Source organism: Halomonas sp. AOP13-D3-9 (genome assembly GCF_052379125.1).
In the GTDB taxonomy this organism is placed as follows: domain Bacteria; phylum Pseudomonadota; class Gammaproteobacteria; order Pseudomonadales; family Halomonadaceae; genus Vreelandella.
In genome coordinates, this window is sequence record NZ_JBQSYH010000006.1 from 190,461 (window position 1) to 204,867 (window position 14,407).

12 protein-coding genes are annotated in these 14,407 nt (G+C 55.6%); 5 read left to right on the forward strand and 7 right to left on the reverse strand.

The genetic code is table 11. The annotated features are described in order from the left end of the window. Window positions 1–148 precede the first annotated feature (148 nt). Both ACT3UM_RS08800 and ACT3UM_RS08805 read right to left on the reverse strand, forming a co-directional pair. Window positions 149–1,195, reverse strand: a complete 1,047-nt coding sequence (locus tag ACT3UM_RS08800; protein WP_498897943.1) for a threonine aldolase family protein — start codon at window positions 1,193–1,195, stop codon at window positions 149–151. Between the two features lie 356 nt (window positions 1,196–1,551). Then, window positions 1,552–3,573: an FAD-dependent oxidoreductase gene (locus tag ACT3UM_RS08805; protein ID WP_498897945.1), complete on the reverse strand. Its 2,022-nt coding sequence runs from the start codon at window positions 3,571–3,573 to the stop codon at window positions 1,552–1,554. Between the two features lie 181 nt (window positions 3,574–3,754). Between ACT3UM_RS08805 and ACT3UM_RS08810 the strand changes: the two genes are divergently transcribed. Both ACT3UM_RS08810 and ACT3UM_RS08815 read left to right on the forward strand, forming a co-directional pair. After that, complete coding sequence (locus tag ACT3UM_RS08810; protein WP_498897947.1) at window positions 3,755–4,672, forward strand: DMT family transporter; 918 nt, start codon at window positions 3,755–3,757, stop codon at window positions 4,670–4,672. A 39-nt stretch (window positions 4,673–4,711) separates the two neighbouring features. Next, window positions 4,712–6,280, forward strand: coding sequence for a carbon-nitrogen hydrolase family protein (locus ACT3UM_RS08815; protein WP_498897949.1), 1,569 nt, complete (start codon window positions 4,712–4,714; stop codon window positions 6,278–6,280). A 153-nt stretch (window positions 6,281–6,433) separates the two neighbouring features. Here ACT3UM_RS08815 and ACT3UM_RS08820 read toward each other — a convergent pair whose 3' ends face one another. The 3 genes from ACT3UM_RS08820 to ACT3UM_RS08830 all read right to left on the reverse strand — a co-directional run bounded on the left by ACT3UM_RS08820 (window position 6,434) and on the right by ACT3UM_RS08830 (window position 8,403). After that, window positions 6,434–6,733: an MGMT family protein gene (locus tag ACT3UM_RS08820; RefSeq protein ID WP_007113353.1), complete on the reverse strand. Its 300-nt coding sequence runs from the start codon at window positions 6,731–6,733 to the stop codon at window positions 6,434–6,436. Window positions 6,734–6,776: 43 nt separating this feature from the next. After that, on the reverse strand, window positions 6,777–7,385 hold the full coding sequence (locus ACT3UM_RS08825) for an FMN-dependent NADH-azoreductase (protein ID WP_498897952.1): 609 nt from the start codon (window positions 7,383–7,385) through the stop codon (window positions 6,777–6,779). Between the two features lie 139 nt (window positions 7,386–7,524). Further along, on the reverse strand, window positions 7,525–8,403 hold the full coding sequence (locus ACT3UM_RS08830; RefSeq protein WP_498897954.1) for a LysR substrate-binding domain-containing protein: 879 nt from the start codon (window positions 8,401–8,403) through the stop codon (window positions 7,525–7,527). A gap of 180 nt (window positions 8,404–8,583) precedes the next feature. Between ACT3UM_RS08830 and ACT3UM_RS08835 the strand changes: the two genes are divergently transcribed. The 3 genes from ACT3UM_RS08835 to ACT3UM_RS08845 all read left to right on the forward strand — a co-directional run bounded on the left by ACT3UM_RS08835 (window position 8,584) and on the right by ACT3UM_RS08845 (window position 11,554). Then, window positions 8,584–9,759: a TauD/TfdA family dioxygenase gene (locus ACT3UM_RS08835; protein WP_498897956.1), complete on the forward strand. Its 1,176-nt coding sequence runs from the start codon at window positions 8,584–8,586 to the stop codon at window positions 9,757–9,759. A 75-nt stretch (window positions 9,760–9,834) separates the two neighbouring features. Continuing rightward, on the forward strand, window positions 9,835–10,773 hold the full coding sequence (locus ACT3UM_RS08840) for an ABC transporter substrate-binding protein (protein ID WP_498897958.1): 939 nt from the start codon (window positions 9,835–9,837) through the stop codon (window positions 10,771–10,773). 76 nt (window positions 10,774–10,849) lie between these two features. After that, complete coding sequence (locus tag ACT3UM_RS08845) at window positions 10,850–11,554, forward strand: TVP38/TMEM64 family protein (RefSeq protein ID WP_498897960.1); 705 nt, start codon at window positions 10,850–10,852, stop codon at window positions 11,552–11,554. On the opposite strand, the gene ACT3UM_RS08850 is transcribed toward ACT3UM_RS08845, so the two are convergent. Both ACT3UM_RS08850 and ACT3UM_RS08855 read right to left on the reverse strand, forming a co-directional pair. Further along, window positions 11,536–13,782 carry a glycosyltransferase gene (locus tag ACT3UM_RS08850; RefSeq protein WP_498897962.1) on the reverse strand — a complete coding sequence of 749 codons (2,247 nt, stop codon included), beginning with the start codon at window positions 13,780–13,782 and terminating at the stop codon, window positions 11,536–11,538. The genes ACT3UM_RS08845 and ACT3UM_RS08850 overlap by 19 nt on opposite strands. A 112-nt stretch (window positions 13,783–13,894) precedes the next feature. Continuing rightward, on the reverse strand, window positions 13,895–14,323 hold the full coding sequence (locus ACT3UM_RS08855) for a secondary thiamine-phosphate synthase enzyme YjbQ (protein ID WP_035584192.1): 429 nt from the start codon (window positions 14,321–14,323) through the stop codon (window positions 13,895–13,897). Window positions 14,324–14,407: the final 84 nt, after the last annotated feature.

The window sequence follows — 14,407 nt, forward strand, 5'->3', positions numbered from 1 at the left end:
ATAAGAGAATTATTCAGGCGAATAGTTGCGTTACCCCAAACATCTCAAATAAACGCAAAGTGATAAAGCAGTGACGCCGCTGCATTAAGCCGCGGCGTCACTAGGCCGAAGGCGCCAAACAGCGACAAAAAGAGAGTAACTGACGGCTTTAACGCTCAAGTACCGCGCGAATATCGGCCAGTAGTTCATCAAGCAATTCAACGGTGGTGTTCCACGCACATACAAAACGCGCGCCACCTGCGCCAATAAAGGTATAGAAGGTCCAGCCTTTAGCTTTCAACGCTTCAATAGCGTGAAGCGGCAATTCAACGAACACGCTATTAGCTTGGGTAGGGAACATAAGCGATACGCCCGGCAGCGCTTGCAGCCCTTCCGATAGGTAACGAGCCATCGCGTTGGCATGCTGGGCATTGGTTAACCAGGCACCGCTCTCTAGTAGCCCTAACCATGGGGCTGAGACAAAGCGCATTTTGGAGGCCAACTGCCCTGCCTGCTTGCAACGGTAGGAGAAATCTTCGGCCAGCTCCCGGTTAAAAAACAGGATCGCCTCACCAAACGCTAGGCCGTTTTTGGTACCCGAAAAACACAATGCATCTACCCCTACCTGCCAGGTAAGCTCGGCCGGTGACATATTTAGACTGGCACAGGCGTTGGCAAAACGGGCGCCGTCCATGTGCAGGCGCAGGTCATGCTTATCGGCAATGGCGCGAATCGCCATGAGCTCTTCCCGGGAGTAGAGCGTGCCCACTTCGGTGGCTTGAGTGAGCGATACCACCTTGGGTTTGGGGTAGTGAATATCACTGCGCTTGGTGACCAGCGCCTCGATACCTTCCGGCGTTAGCTTGCCGTGGGCCCCGGGCGAAGTGAGCAGCTTAGCACCATTAGAGAAGAACTCAGGCCCACCGCACTCGTCGGTTTCGATGTGCGCCAGCTCGTGGCAAATAACGCTGTGGTAGCTACGCCCCATGGCGGAGAGCGCCAGTGAGTTGGCGGCGGTGCCGTTGAAAACAAAGAAGACATCGCAGTCGTAGTCAAACATCTCGCGGAAGCGGTCCGCAGCACGGGCAGTCCAGAGATCATTGCCGTAAGCCAAATCATCGCAACGGTTGGCTTCCAGCAGGTATTCCATCGCCTCCGGGCAGATACCGGAGGTGTTATCACTGGCTAAAAATCGCGGGCTACACTCCGAGGTCATGACGACAGTCCTTTTATCTGGCAATCGAACAGCGCGAGCTGGGTGCCACTCGCGCCTTAAATATCTAACTATGCTTAATAGGTAGATTAGTCATTTAGTCTATCGCCATTTATGGGCTAACGTCACCTGCTCAACGTTCCTGCACAGAACTATCTCATGGCGCACCGGTGACGAGGACAGGTTTCCGCGAGGGCGCTGTAAATCCATCCATGGACGCTACTTTCGCCATCTGACCGCCATGGATGGCGGAAATGCCGGAATTGTCAGGAACATTTTCCGGCCATGGCGAAAGACCCTCGCTTCAACCTGTCCTCACACCTAGTGAATGGACGTTTGTAGAATTTACTCTAACCAGCCTACAGGCCAGCCGCCAATCGAGTGCCCTGCTCAATCGCGCGCTTGGCGTCCAGTTCGCTGGCTTCATCCGCACCGCCAATAATATGTACCGCTGTTCCTGCACGCTCCAGCGGCGCCAGCAGATCACGCACCGACTCCTGCCCGGCGCACACGACAATGCTGTCAACGGCGAGCACTTGATCGACGCCGTCGCGACGGATGTGCAGCCCCCCATCGTCGATTTTGAGGTATTCGCAGCCGGTGAGAGTTTTTACCCCCCGCTGCTTAAGCGATGCCCGGTGTACCCAACCGGTGGTTTTACCCAGATACTTGCCTGGCTTGGAGGTTTTACGTTGTAGCATGACAATTTCGCGGGGAACCACGGGCGCCGTCGGCGCTTTTAAACCGCCCCGCTCGCCGACTGCTAAATCAACGCCCCACTCGTCGCACCATTCGGCAATGTCCAACGCTGGATGGCCTTGGTGCGCCAGCAGTTCCGACACATCAAAACCAATACCTCCTGCGCCAATCACCGCTACTTTACGCCCAACCCGCTCAGGGGATTCAATCGCCTCGGCGTAGCTCAGCACCTTGTAGTGATCGTGACCGGGCAAGCTTAGCTCCCGGGGCTGAACGCCGGTGGCCATAACCACCTCATCGAAATCGGCAAGCGCTTCTGCAGTGGCGGTGGTATTCAAACGTACCTCTACCGCATATTTCTCCAGCATTACCCGGTAGTAGCGCAGGGTTTCGTTAAACTCCTCTTTGCCGGGAATCTTACGTGCATAGTTGAACTGCCCGCCTAGTTCGCTGCGCCGTTCAAACAGCACCACGTTGTGCCCACGGCTGGCCGCCGTCACTGCAGTGGCTAGCCCAGCAGGGCCACCGCCCACGACGGCCACCCGTTTGGGCGTTTGTGTAGGCTCAATGGTCAGTTCGGTTTCGTGGCAGGCTCGGGGATTAACCAAGCAAGACGTCAGCTTTCCGGCAAAGGTGTGATCAAGGCAGGCCTGGTTACAGGCGATGCAGGTGTTGATCTCTTCCGCCAGCCCCTCCTCGGCTTTGCGTACCCAGGCGGGGTCGGCCAGAAAAGGGCGCGCCATGGAGACCATATCCGCGTGACCTGCTGCCAGTACGCGCTCGGCGACCTCGGGCATATTGATGCGGTTGGTGGTGATCAACGGAATCGATAGCGCCGATTTGATGCGCTTTGTCACTTCGGTAAAGGCCGCCCGGGGCACGCTGGTGACAATGGTGGGCACCCGCGCTTCGTGCCAGCCAATGCCAGTATTGATCACATTCGCCCCGGCAGCTTCGACCGCCTGCCCCAACGTAACAACCTCTTCCCAGGTGCTGCCCTCTTCCACCAGATCAATCATCGAAAGGCGGAAGATAATCACAAAACGCTCGCCCACCGCCGCGCGGACCCGACGGACAATCTCGACAGCAAAGCGCATACGGTTCTCAAACGCCCCGCCCCACTCATCGTCACGCTGGTTGGTCCGCTGGCAGATAAACTGATTGATCAGATAGCCTTCTGATCCCATGATTTCCACACCATCGTACCCCGCCTGTTGAGCAAGCTTGGCACAGCGAACATAGTCGGCGATTTGCTGCTCGACTTCATCGCTGCTCAGCGCCCGAGGCAAAAAGGGGTTGATGGGCGCTTGAATGGCCGAAGGTGCAACCAAGTCCGGCGAGTAAGCGTAACGTCCGGCGTGGAGAATCTGCATACATAGGTGGCCGCCCTCCGCATGCACCGCATCAACGACCCCTCGGTGTTCTGACAACTGCGCTTCGTTAACAAGCGCGTTGGCGCCCTGGAACACCGCACCCTCTGGATTAGGTGCGATACCGCCGGTGACAATCAGGCTAACCCCTTCCCGCGCCCGCTCAGCATAAAAAGTGGCTAAGCGTTCAAAGCCATTGGGTGCTTCTTCCAAGTTGGTGTGCATTGAGCCCATTAAAACGCGGTTGGGCAGCGTCAAATGGCCAATAGTCAGCGGGCGGAACAGATGCGGATAGGCGGGCGCACGGGTCATCACGGGTCTCCTTGATATTATTAGTCGCACGGTTAAAGCATATTCAAACAAGCGTATGACATACTCGCCGCAACGTACAGACCTTTACCTACCTGAATATTGCCAGATTTGCCGAGCTACCCTCTTGCCCAGCATGCGAATCCACGTCACATTATCCGGCTAACGATAAGGAACCGTTGCTATGCCCTTGATGTATTTTTTGCCGCCGCTCGCCACCGTGCTTATCTGGTCGGGCAATATGACCATTAACCAACTTAGCGTAGGCGCCATCGCGCCAAGCAGCATTGCTTTTCTACGCTGGCTGCTCGCCCTGGCGGTGATGACCCCGTTTGTGCTGCCCGCAGTTTTACGCCACCGCGACGAAATTCGCCGCCAGTGGCCTAAGCTTGCGCTATTGGGCTTGCTTGGCATGGGCCTATGGCAAGGGCTGGCCTATGTGGCGGCAGAAACAACCACCGCTACCAATATGGGCATTCTCGCCGCCATGGTGCCGTTGCTCACCGTGCTGCTTAGCGCGCTGATTCTACGCGAGCCGCCGACCCTGGGCGGTATCGTGGGCGGCGTGCTGGCCTTCGTGGGAGTGACCGTTCTACTAGGGCGCGGTAATCCGCTCTCGCTGCTACAGCTAGAGGTCGCTCTGGGGGATGCGCTGATGGTGGTGGCGGCAACCTGCTACGCGCTGTATGGCGTGATGCTCAAGCGCTGGTCGATGAACCTACCGCCCTGGGTGATGCTCTATGCCCAAGTCTGTTTTGCGGTGCTGTTCTTGTTACCACCTTATTTGATGGGGCCAATGACGCCTATTGATGGCCAGAATATCGGGCTGATTGTCTACGCTGGCATTCCTGCCTCGATCATTACCACCTTTTTATGGATGCGCGCAGTACGTCAAATCGGCGCTAATCAGTCGAGTATTTTTATCAACTTGATGCCGCTATTTAGTGCCGTCATTGCAATGATCTTTTTAGGTGAGCGTGTGGCTGGCTTTCACTTTGCTGGCGGGCTGCTGATTTTAGCAGGGGTCATCATGGCGCAGACGCTAACACGCCCGTTAGCACGTGGTTTAACCTCAGATAAGCCGAGCAACGTCCAACAATGATAGAATGGTTGTTTATTTCTGACGCTGGGAAGCCCTGATATGTCCCTGGAAGAACTGCATCTTAATCTGCGCAACCTAATGAGCGATGACTACGATCAGCTCAAGACATTGATGGACGCCGTCTATCACGATATCGGCGGGTCATGGCCGAAGCACACCATCGACAAATTAATTCAGGAGTTCCCTGACGGCCAAATCGCGATTGAAGACGATGGCCTTCTGGTGGGCGTAGCGCTCACCGTGCAGGTGGATTACGACGAATTTTCCAACCCGCATAAGTACGATGACCTGATCGGCCATCGCGAGATCATCCTCAATGACGAGGATGGCGACGCCATGTACGGGCTGGATGTGCTGATTCACCCGGATTACCGGGGCTACCGACTGGGCCGCCGCCTTTACGAAGCGCGTAAAGAGCTGTGCCGCTCCATGAACCTGCGGGCGATCCTTGCCGGTGGGCGTATTCCCGAGTACCACCAGCACGCCGATGAGCTCACGCCTGCTCAATACATCGATAAAGTCTCCCGCAAAGAGATCTACGATCCGATTCTGTCTTTCCAGCAGGCCAACGACTTTCAGGTAAAACGCCTACTGCGCAAATACCTGCCGGAAGATGAGCAGTCGCGGGGCTACGCCACCCTGCTGGAGTGGAATAACATTCTGTTTGAACCCGCTGCCAGCGTGCTCGACAACAAACCGACCCAGGTGCGAGTGGGTGCGGTGCAGTGGCAGATGCGTGAGTTCTCCTCGGTGGAAGCCGCACTTCAACAGATCGAATACTTCGTCGACGCGCTCTCCGACTATCAAAGTGACTTTGCGGTATTTCCAGAGCTGTTCAACGCGCCGTTGATGGGCCTTCAAGATCGCGCCGCCCAACAGGATCAAATGGGCGCGATTCGCTTTTTGGCCGGTTTTACTGAACGCTTTAAGACTGAGCTTTCGCGCATGGCAGTCTCCTACAATATCAATATTGTCGGCGGCTCGATGATTGAAGTGGGTGACGATGACCGACTCTACAACATCGCCTACCTGTTCCACCGCGACGGCACCGTTGAGCGCCAAGCCAAGCTGCACATTACCCCCCAGGAGCGCCGCGACTGGGTGATCGAGGGCGGCGATGAACTGCAGGTGTTTGATACCGACGCAGGCCGCGTAGGCATCCTGATCTGCTACGACGTGGAGTTCCCAGAACTTGGCCGCCTGCTGGCCGACCAGGATATGGACATTCTGTTTGTGCCCTTCTGGACCGACACCAAAAACGGCTACCTGCGGGTGCGCCATTGCAGTCAGGCGCGGGCGATAGAGAACGAGTGCTACGTAGTGCTCTGCGGCAGCGTCGGCAACCTACCTTCGATTGAAAACCTGGATATTCAGTACGCTCAATCGGCGGTGTTCTCGCCGTCTGACTTCGCCTTCCCTCACGATGCGGTGCTGGCGGAAACCACGCCTAACACTGAGATGATCTTCTTCTCGGACTTGGATCTCACCCGCCTAACGGTGGTACGTGCCGAGGGGTCGGTAACCAACCTTAAAGACCGCCGCAAGGATCTGTTTGATCTACGCTGGCGCGACTGGTCTTGGAAATCGGGGGCTAATTTGGAAGAGTGAATCGTGAATCGTGAATCGTGAATCGTGAATCGTGAATCGTGAATCGTGAATCGTGAGAAGAATCACCTACGCTATTCATACATACAACAGCGCCGCCCAATTGGGCGGCGCTGTTGTTTCTAGCGTCCAACTAGCTAGCTTAATCAGAATAGCTTAATCAGGCCAAACCAGGTGCGCGGGTACGCGGCCTTTGGCATCGAATAGAATCCCTTCATCACGCAACTTTCGGTGTTGGCGCTCTGCGCCGCCGTGGTCGGCAAGCTTTAATGACGATGCGATAACACGGTGCCAGGGCAACTGATGGCCATCCGGCAGGTGACGCATCGCCGACCCCACCATGCGTGGGGTCGCGCCTTCGGTCATCGCCGCGATACGGCCATAGGTGGTCACACGTCCTGGCGGAATTTGATCGACAATGGTGTAGATCTGTTCGAGTAATTCAGGCCGGGCCATGTGACATTTTCCTTTAGTTCCTTGAGAACGCTTCTAAACGTGCTTAAAGCCCCTCAACCAGTTGATCAATTGCCTGGAAGGCTTCTTTGAGCGCAGCGTCGCGGTGCTGCTCACCCATGTTCAAACCTTCAGCATAGACCACATGGGTGTCTTTAATGCCCATCAGCCCGAGCATGGCTTTCAGGTGGGGTGTTTGGCTGTCAAATTCCGTACCCGCGTACTGGCCACCCCGCGCTGCCAGAATAATCGCTCGCTTGCCTTCTACCAACCCTTGCGGGCCGTTTTCGGTATAGCGGAACGTTTCACCGGCGCGTAGCACGCGGTCAAACCAGGCTTTCAACTGCGAAGGAATACCAAGGTTATACATGGGCACGGCAATCACCAGCACATCGTTGGCGCGCAGCTCGGCCAGCAGTGTCTCCGAACGGGCGGCCAACTCGTGTTGTTCGGCGCTGCGCTCGGCAGTCGCTACCTGCCAGGCCCCCAACTCGCTGATATCCAGATGGGGCAGCGCGTTGCTGACGACATCCCGCTGGGTGATCTCGATACCATTGCGGGCGTTAGCCTGCTCGATAAAGCGATTCGCCAACGCATTGGATTGGCCGTTTTCAGCCAGAATAGAAGAAGTAATCACCAGGGTACGCGTCGTCATTGAAAGCTCCAAAATCGTAAAGGGGAATGAATGGGAGCTATTCTACGGCGCTTTCCGCTAAGCAAAAGCGCAACGTTTTCCGACTTGTATTCGATTAAATCGAATTATGCGAATAGGCAATGTTTTATTTACACAGCAACTAGCCCGGCGAACGGCCAGTCGAGTTGCACAGCCACCGCCACACCAGCTCGGATTCGTCGCTAACGTGGCGTCGGCTTGGCCGCACCAGCCAGAAGCGCTCATCACTGGGGACACTAAGTTCAAAAGGCGCCACTAAATCGTGACGTTGCTCCATTAAGCGCCGGTGGGTTAGCGCGATACCGCCACCTTGGCTAGCCAAGGCCAATGTCATGACTTGATTGTCGCACGTGAGCGACCAGCACTGAGCTTCCAGATGGGCAACGCCCGCTTCCTGCAGCCATCCCGGCCACCCCACGCCAAACCCCACGGCGTGTAGCAGCGTATGCCCAGCCAAATCACTTGGTGCGGTTAGCGTCTCTGCCAACGCCGCTGAGCAAACAGGCAGTAATTGCTCTTCGCCTAGCGGCTGCATTTCGATGCCCGTCCACTCCCCTTTGCCATAGCGAATCTCAATATCCGCCCCTTCGGGGCCAAAGTCATCGGGCCAGATAGCACTTACCAGGCGAATCGCCACCTGAGGGTGCGCGCGATGGAAAGCAATTAAACGCGGCGCCAGCCAAGACTGCTGAATCGCCGGCGTGGCACGCAGCGTCACCGGCTGCTCTGTCGTACTACCGAACACTTCCAAGGTACCTTCGCTGATACGCACAAAAGCATCGTGAATGCTCGGCAGCCAGGCTTGTCCGGCGGGGGTGAGGGTTAAGCTGCGCGCATGGCGGACAAACAGCTTCTGCCCCACGCGGTCTTCCAGCAAGCGAACGCGCTGACTAATCGCGGCCTGAGTGACGCCCAACTCATTTCCCGCGGCGGTAAAACTCAACGTGCGCGCCGCAGATTCAAAGGCTTGTAACCATAGCAATGGCGGCAACTGGCTCATGAAAAAGAGACCTATAAGTAAAATGACATCTTAGGGGTCAGATTAATCGTTTGTCACTGCCGCGGCTACTCGCCATCCTAGATATCACTTACATACACCTTTTATGCAAAGCCCTTTAAGCACAGCCCTTACACCAAGACTGCTGGGGCACTGCCGCTATGGGAGTTACCTGGAGTTATCATGAATAGCGCGTTACAAACCTCACTAACGGTACCCCATTCACCTGACATGGGTGAACTAAGCCCTTACCAATCAGGCCCGGCACTCACCCACGCGACGCTGACTCAAAAGGGGGTGGCACTCGAGTGGCAAGATGACCAGCAAACCACTCTGCCGCTGCTCTGGCTGCGCGACCACTGCGCCTGCCCGGCCTGCCGTCATCCGCAGACCCGTGAACGGCTCTACCTACCTCTTGATCCCATCACTGAGCCGCCCAGCGTTGAGCTGTCGGAGGGCCACTTACACCTTACCTGGCAGGATGGTCATGTCAGTGCCTTTCATAGCGGCTGGTTATACCAGCGCCGCCCAGAAACCGCCCTTACTTCAGCCGTTCCAAAAGTCGCACCATGGGAAGATAACTTTGCTCCCGAGCGCATTCGCCATAGCGACTTTTTAACCCCTGAAGGCGAGAAAGCTTGGCTCACTGCCATGCTGCGGGACGGGCTGGCATTGATGACCGATGGCCCCCTGGTGGAAGAGGAAGTGAGCCGTTTAGCTGAACGTATTGGGCCGCTGCGCGCCACCAACTTTGGTGCCCGTTTCGATGTACGTTCAAAACCCAATCCCAATAACGCCGCTTATACCGCGGTCGGGCTGCCGCTGCACATCGATCTGCCCAACTGGCGCCAACCGCCGGATATCCAGTTGCTCTACTGCCTGCAAAACGGCGCCACTGGTGGCGAGTCGTTGTTTGCCGATGGTGCGCGTGTGGTCGAGGCCTTGCGCCAGCAAGACCCGGCAGCGCTCGCGATTCTTAGCGAAACGCCCATCGACTTTCGCTTTCAGGATGAAACCCACGATATTTCCATGCGGGCACCGGTGATCACCCTGGATAGCGCGAGTAACCTGGTCGAGATGCGGCTCAACAACTGGATTCGCGATGCGCTTCACCTGCCGGTAGAGCAGATGGAGGCCTGGTACAGCGCCTACGCGCTACTTTGGAAGCTATTTCATAGCGAAGCGCATCAGTTGGAGTTCACCCTTCGTCCTGGTCAGATGATTGCGTTTGATAATCGCCGCGTACTCCATGGTCGGCGCGAGTTCGATCCCAACAGCGGCGCACGCCATTTGCAGGGCACCTATTTAGACCGCGATATGCTGGCTTCACGCCTTCGTGTGCTTGCTCGCAACGATTAACGCGGCATTCCTTTATTTAACAACAACCGCTATCCGACAAAACTAGTCGATTATAAAACCAAGCAAGGAGATTCCATGACACACTTTAAACCTCTCACCTCAAGCATTGCCTTCGCCACCGCTACGCTACTCGCCTCGGCAGTCCATGCCGACGACCAAACCCTAGATTTTGGCGTACCCGCCTGGCCCGGCATTACGGTTAAAACCGCCATTGCTGAAAAGCTATTAAACCCACTCGGGTACGAAACCAGCACTCATGACATTGGCTTACAAGTCATTTATCAAGGCATTGAAAGCGGCGATATCGACGCCTTCCTGGGCGCTTGGCTACCCGCCCAGCGGGAAATGTTTAATCCCCGTAAAGAGTCAGGTGTACTCATCGATGTCGCCAACAACGTCGATGGCGCACAAATGACCCTGGCGGTGCCGGAATATCTGTATGAGAGCGGCATTCAAAGTTTTGCTGATCTGGATGAGAATCGCGAACAGTTCGACGGCGAGATCTATGGCTTTGGTGCAGGCTCCGCCGCCAGCGAGATTCTCCACAATGCCATTGATAACGACACTTGGGGCCTAGGCGACTGGCAGATCGTCGATACCAGTGAAGTAGGCATGCTTTCCGCTGCACGTGATGCCATTTCCCGTGAGGAACCGATTGTCTGGGTAGGCTGGACGCCCCACTGGATGAACCTTGAACTGCCCATGCGCTACCTGGAAGACCCCGAAGACCTGTTCGGTGAAAACAACGGCGAAAGCGATGTGCTGACGCTACTGCGCAGCGGCTATGCGGATGCCAACCCCAATGTGGTGACCTTCTTTGAGCAGTTCACCTTCTCCGCCGAAGAGCAGAGCTGGATGATTCAAGCCTTTGGCCAGGAAGAGCAAGACCTAGCGGATGTGGCCGAGCAGTGGATCAACGACCACCCAGAGCGTATTGAAGCCATGCTGGCCGACGTCACCACCACCGACGGCGACCCCGCATGGCCAATCATTGAAGCCCAGCTCAACAACTAGCCCCTAGCGTAAAAGCGCCTTCATCCCATCGGACGGCTAGCGTATGCTAGCGCTTTTTTAGCCGATGGGAGTGGGCATGTCGCGGACATTAAGCAAGGGCGTTGGCCTGCTGGTAGTCGTCGTACTGCTCGGCATTATGTGGCATTTGCTACAGCGCTACGACCTACTGACCCAGGCGCGCCTTGCCGAGTTTATCGGTTACATTCGCCAGTGGCGTACCGCGCCCTGGATGTTTGCCGCGGTAATAGCTACATACGCCAGCGCGCTACTGGTGATGTTTCCGCTTAGCTTACTGGTGGTGGTCACAGGTCTACTGTTTGGCCCAATATGGGGATTGGCCTACGCCACGCTAGGCACATTGACCTCGTCGGTTGTGTCTTACTGGGTAGGCCACTGGTTAGGTCGAGAGGCGCTGATGCGCTATGGCGGGCGCCATCTGCGTGGCCTATCGGGTTACTTATCCAAGCGCGGCATTCGTACCATGACGGTGATCAACCTGCTGCCGCTCGCTCCGTTCACGCTCACCAATATGCTGGCGGGCGCTTTCCACCTTAAGTTTCGCGACTATATGATCGGCTCCACTCTGGGCATCTTGCCCGGGCTGGCGGCAGTGATTCTACTCGGTAGCCAGTTGGGGGCGCTATTCACCGCCGCGTCGGCCAAAGAGATCATTTTAGCGGCTTTCGGGCTTGCGGCCGGGGTTGGCCTGTTAATAGGCCTTAGACGTTATGCCAACCAGCGCCAAGCATCAAAAAAGCAGACTCACCGTGAGGGTGAGTGATGCTTGGCCAGCACTTCGGCGTAGAAGTTAGCCACCGCTGAAGCAAAGTTGGCGATATCAAACTCTTCGGCAAAGTGGCTGGCCTGCTTGCCCAACTGCTGGCGTAGCTCGGCGTTATCTTTTAACTCCACCACTTTCTGCCCCCACGCCTGGCGATTTTGCGGTGTTTTAAAGCCGTTGACTCCCTGGCGTACCACGTCATCAATACCGCTGGAACGCACCGCCACCACGGGCAGACCCGCCGACATCGCCTCAAGGATCACCATGCCCTGGGTTTCAGAGGTGGAGGCAAACACAAACAAATCGCCAAGATGATAATAAAGCGCCATGCGCTCCGGAGGCACCGCCCCCACCAGGGTGACCTGCGAGGTTAACGTTAAGGTATCGATTTGAGTTTGTATCGCCTCGCGATCTGGCCCATCACCAATCAGCAGCAAATGAAAATCCTCGTGCCCCTGAGTCCGAAGCTCGGCGAGGGATTCCAGCATAAAACCGATATTTTTCTCTTTGCTAATCCGCGAAACGCTGATCAATATTTTGCCTGAAGCGCTAACACCTAATTGCTCGCGCAACGCGTCAAGCTCACTCTCATCAACTTGAGAGAAACGCTCGACATCAATGCCCGTAGGCTGCACCAGTGTAGGGGTTTTTACCCCGATCATGCGCAGATACTCTTCTGCCGAATAGGTCGGCACAATGACCCCCTGGCAGCGGTTAGAAAAGCGTTTGATCAGGTAATGCGAGATCAGATTACGAAACAGCGCGCCAGGCAACGGCACAAAGTGGGCATAGTGCTCTAGGCGGGTATGGTAGGTGTAAACCACCGGCACCTTAAGCCGACGGCCCATAAACAGCCCCATGGAACCCAGCCAAAACGGATGATGAACGTGAATAAGATCAGGCTTGAAGACCCTCAGGCAGCACCGAAACCGCGCGCTAAACGGGTTGGTTAACCGGAACTCGCGCTTCTGACCAAACGCCATCAGCGTAGGTATGCGCTTTATTGCGCTATCGTCCTGCCACGCTTCTCGATAGCGCGGTACGAACAGCTGAATGGAGTGCCCTAAGGCGCGTAGGCCATTGCGCAAGCGATCCACCGATACCGACACCCCGGAAACAAACGGGAAATAGTTATTGGAGACCATCGCCACGCGCAGTGATTTATCCAGGAAAGGCGTTGGATCAATATCAAAATCGGGATAGTAATCACGATCTTCAAAAATCAGCCGATGCAAACGCAGGGCGAGTAGCGTGAGTACACCTACAATCAGCAAAAACCGCGTGTAGCTAACGTAGAAAAATGCATAAAGCGTCGACCAGACGCTGGTGACCATACGCCACCAGCCGGGGCTATCCACGTTCAATCGCACTGGGGCAATGGCGACATTGTCGCCTGCTACATCGACGATAACATAGTGATGGAAGCTGCTATCGGCATCGATCAGAATACCGCCTGCTCCGCCGGTTGTGACGTAATCCACACCGTTAACCGTCTGCTGGGAGAAGAGGGTTAGGTTAGCGGAGAACACCGTATCAACCCCATGCTCTTCCGCCAGCGCCATAATGCCATCCGCCAGTCGCGGATCATTGAGATAATTGTCCGCTTCAAACAGCGGTGCGTCGCTCACCACATTGTGCAGCGGCAGGCCAACAAACAAAAACTTATGCTGCGCTTCGGAGGCCGCCAGTTCTCGGGCTAACCAGTCAAGCTGCCAAGAGGTGGATGACTTCCCGGTACCGTCCAGAAAGATAAAGTGGCTGTTGCCCGCGACAAAGGAGTAAAAGTGCGGGCCAAAGTATTCATAAAACAGGTAGCTACCAAAATCACTGTCTTCATTTTCGCCGTAGGTGAGCAGGTAAGGCACATTAAGCAGCTCCAGACTCCGGTAGATCGCCTGATAGCTCTCCTGCTGCCCCCCATTAACGGCATTCCCCGCCGAAATCAGAAAGTCGATACCGCCCTGGTTAATCAGCGGCACAATCTCATCTTGAAACACGCTCACGGAGTTATTGATATTGCCGACCACCGCAAAGCGGTAGTCGCTTCGCTCCGCTAATACCTCACGAATATTAGCTACTTCCAGGGTATGCACCGATTCAAACTTAGGCTCTGCCACGTACAGCCAGATTTGATGGGCAATCAGCCCAACCACCAGAGCGAGATTAAGATAGAAGAACAGCCGCAACCAGCGCTGGCGGGAAAGGCGAAGAAAGGAGCGTCGTGGCATTTAAAAGCGCTTTTCAAGGATGAAAATGGAGATATATAACCGCCACACTGGCGGTCTCAGCCTAAAAAAACCTTTACTATACAGCAACGCTGCATAGAGTTGGCGTCTCGGGTTAACGAGCGTCACACCCGTTTAGCGTGGCCAGTAACCGTCGCGGCCCAGCTTGATTACGGTGTTCACCCAACCATAATCCCTGCCAGGTTCCTAAGGCCAAACGACCATCCCGCACCGCCAGTGTAAGCTGTGTCCCCAGCAAGCTGGCAATCACATGGGCTGGCATATCGTCAGGGCCCTCCAAGGTATGTCGGAAATAGGCTAAATCTTCGGGCACCAGCCTGCGCAGAAAAGCATCTAAATCGTGGCGCACATCCGGGTCGGTGTTTTCATTCAGCGTTAGCGAGGCGGAGGTATGCATCAGCTGTAAATGCAACATGCCAATATGGCAGTCGTTTACGCACGGTAGCGCCATGGCCACTTCATCGGTAATAAGATGAAAACCGCGCGACAGCTCGGGAAAATGGATTTCTTGTTGGCACCACATAAACACTCCTTTGTGGGTTATGTAAACAGAGACACTTCATCACCAGCGTGCCCTTCTTGTATGGCAAAATAACCGCCAATAGCA

What these genes read in the sequence shown, in the direction of transcription:
- ACT3UM_RS08835 (WP_498897956.1), top strand. Translation starts at nt 8,584, where the DNA reads ATGAATAGCGCGTTACAAACCTCACTAACGGTACCCCATTCACCTGAC.
- ACT3UM_RS08825 (WP_498897952.1), bottom strand. Translation starts at nt 7,385, where the DNA reads ATGACGACGCGTACCCTGGTGATTACTTCTTCTATTCTGGCTGAAAAC.
- ACT3UM_RS08805 (WP_498897945.1), bottom strand. Translation starts at nt 3,573, where the DNA reads ATGACCCGTGCGCCCGCCTATCCGCATCTGTTCCGCCCGCTGACTATT.
- ACT3UM_RS08810 (WP_498897947.1), top strand. Translation starts at nt 3,755, where the DNA reads ATGCCCTTGATGTATTTTTTGCCGCCGCTCGCCACCGTGCTTATCTGG.
- ACT3UM_RS08855 (WP_035584192.1), bottom strand. Translation starts at nt 14,323, where the DNA reads ATGTGGTGCCAACAAGAAATCCATTTTCCCGAGCTGTCGCGCGGTTTT.
- ACT3UM_RS08820 (WP_007113353.1), bottom strand. Translation starts at nt 6,733, where the DNA reads ATGGCCCGGCCTGAATTACTCGAACAGATCTACACCATTGTCGATCAA.
- ACT3UM_RS08800 (WP_498897943.1), bottom strand. Translation starts at nt 1,195, where the DNA reads ATGACCTCGGAGTGTAGCCCGCGATTTTTAGCCAGTGATAACACCTCC.
- ACT3UM_RS08815 (WP_498897949.1), top strand. Translation starts at nt 4,712, where the DNA reads ATGTCCCTGGAAGAACTGCATCTTAATCTGCGCAACCTAATGAGCGAT.
- ACT3UM_RS08845 (WP_498897960.1), top strand. Translation starts at nt 10,850, where the DNA reads ATGTCGCGGACATTAAGCAAGGGCGTTGGCCTGCTGGTAGTCGTCGTA.
- ACT3UM_RS08850 (WP_498897962.1), bottom strand. Translation starts at nt 13,782, where the DNA reads ATGCCACGACGCTCCTTTCTTCGCCTTTCCCGCCAGCGCTGGTTGCGG.
- ACT3UM_RS08830 (WP_498897954.1), bottom strand. Translation starts at nt 8,403, where the DNA reads ATGAGCCAGTTGCCGCCATTGCTATGGTTACAAGCCTTTGAATCTGCG.
- ACT3UM_RS08840 (WP_498897958.1), top strand. Translation starts at nt 9,835, where the DNA reads ATGACACACTTTAAACCTCTCACCTCAAGCATTGCCTTCGCCACCGCT.